Source organism: Caminicella sporogenes DSM 14501 (genome assembly GCF_900142285.1).
In the GTDB taxonomy this organism is placed as follows: domain Bacteria; phylum Bacillota; class Clostridia; order Peptostreptococcales; family Caminicellaceae; genus Caminicella; species Caminicella sporogenes.
The window spans coordinates 1-1,976 of sequence record NZ_FRAJ01000038.1; the positions used below are offsets into that span (position 1 = coordinate 1).

Genomic DNA, 1,976 nt, shown 5'->3' on the forward strand with positions numbered 1-1,976 from the left:
AAAGCTCCGCTCGACTTGCATGTGTTAGGCACGCCGCCAGCGTTCATCCTGAGCCAGGATCAAACTCTCAAAATAAAACTGACTCTTCGCTTTAGACTTCAGTAAATCTTTTTAATCTTTTACTGTTACCTGCTTTTTTCCTTACACTGTTTAGTTTTCAATGTCCAAAACAATACCTACATAATATTTTTTCTTTTGCTGACACTTAAGTATGTTACCATACAATTATATTTTTGTCAACATGTTTTTTTGATTTTTCATTAATATCTTTACAGCGACAATCAGAATAGTACCACAATAAATTTAATTTGTCAATAAAAAATATTCTTTACTTTTTAGTAAACTCAATAAAAAAGCCATAGTGAAAATTATGTATGATATAGATATTTAAACTAAACATACAAAAATCTTCACTATGACTAATACAAATACTTCTATATATTTTTAAAACAAATGAACAACTCTTTAAAAAAAGATATCCTAATAAATTAGAAAAATATATATTACATAAAACCCTGATAAATATTTCTAACTATATTTATTTTACAATTAAATCAAGCTATAACTTTCTTTTCTGTCCTGTACTCTTTTACATACTTATCAAAATCCCATTCTTTTAAGAATTTTTCAGCACTTTCATATCCTGATTGATATAAAGCCAAACTTTTTTCTTTTGATAAATCAAATTCAGTTGTTCCTACTCCTAATGTTGGTATATTTATTGTTCTAGCTAAATCTTTATCTCTAATATAGACATCTTCATTTTTACTACTAAATATACAAGTATTAAGTACGTCAAGTGAATAATGAAGAAAATCAGTTTTACCTTGTGCTGTATAACTTAATTCTTTTTCATCAAGATTAAAACCAAATGTAGGATAATCTGGTTTTCCTTCCACATCAAATATCCATATTGGATAATTAGATATTATTCCACCATCCACTATAAAACTATTTCCTAGTTGTACTGGTTTAAAAAAAATTGGTATACTCATACTCATTCTTACTGCCTTAGAAATATCAAACTCCATAGGATTTATACCATACTTCTCAAGGTCATCAGGCAAAATTAACATTGTACTTTTAGTTACATCAGCAGCAATTATTTTAAGCCTTGATTTTCCATCCATATAAACATCCTTAAATTTTGTTTTATTTTTTGCTTTAAGAAGATTAAACATCCAATTTTCAAAATAATCTCCACTATAAAATCCTTTATCCACAAATAAGTTATATGCATGTGATGCTTTTTCAAATATATTATTTGAGCTAAATATAGATATATTTTTATCTAAAAAATTAGTATAATCTGTATTAAGCATAATCTCTTTTATCTCCCTACCCGTATATCCTACTGCTAAAAGTGCAGATATTATAGCTCCTGCTGATGTCCCTGCACACCTTTCTAATTTATATCCTTCTTCCTCAAGCTTACATATTGCTCCTACAAACGCCACACCTTTTACCCCTCCTCCTTCAAAAACTGCATCAAACCTTTTAACATTTTTTGTCTCTGTCATATAAACCATCCTTTCTTTAAAATATTTTTAAATGCTTCTTAATATATAAAGATTATTTTTCATCACAAAAAGTAAACCAATAATACAAAAATTCTAAAAAATTAATCCTTTTCAAGAACATTTTCTGATATTAATATATTGTCATGTCCTATATTTTGGAACTTGCTTTTATTTATATAAAGTTACTTCCAAATCAAAAATAAAAAAATAGACACTGTGATTACTGAAAATTAATTTTTAGTAATCACAGTGTCTATTTTGTCCTAAAACTAATCTGGTAAAAGTGTAGAAAAAACAAAATCTCTAAATAAATTTATTCAACAAAAAATTAAAACCCTTGAAATTTCAAGGGCTTTAAGCTATTTTGGTGCACTGTGAGGGATTCGAACCCCCGACCCCATGATTCGTAGTTACCACGAACATTTATTCGTTATTTTGCATTACTTTTATTTTGTA

The 1,976-nt window shown here is 27.4% G+C and carries 1 protein-coding gene and 1 rRNA gene; both read right to left on the reverse strand.

Going from position 1 to position 1,976, the window contains the following annotated elements; all coding sequences use genetic code 11:
* Positions 1-75: ribosomal RNA gene (locus BUA90_RS12005) — 16S ribosomal RNA — on the reverse strand; the annotation flags it as partial.
* A 479-nt stretch (positions 76-554) separates the two neighbouring features.
* Positions 555-1,520 (reverse strand): patatin-like phospholipase family protein, encoded by a 966-nt coding sequence (locus tag BUA90_RS12010; protein ID WP_072968873.1) that lies wholly within the window; start codon positions 1,518-1,520, stop codon positions 555-557.
* Positions 1,521-1,976: the final 456 nt, after the last annotated feature.

What these genes read in the sequence shown, in the direction of transcription:
- BUA90_RS12010 (WP_072968873.1), bottom strand. Translation starts at nt 1,520, where the DNA reads ATGACAGAGACAAAAAATGTTAAAAGGTTTGATGCAGTTTTTGAAGGA.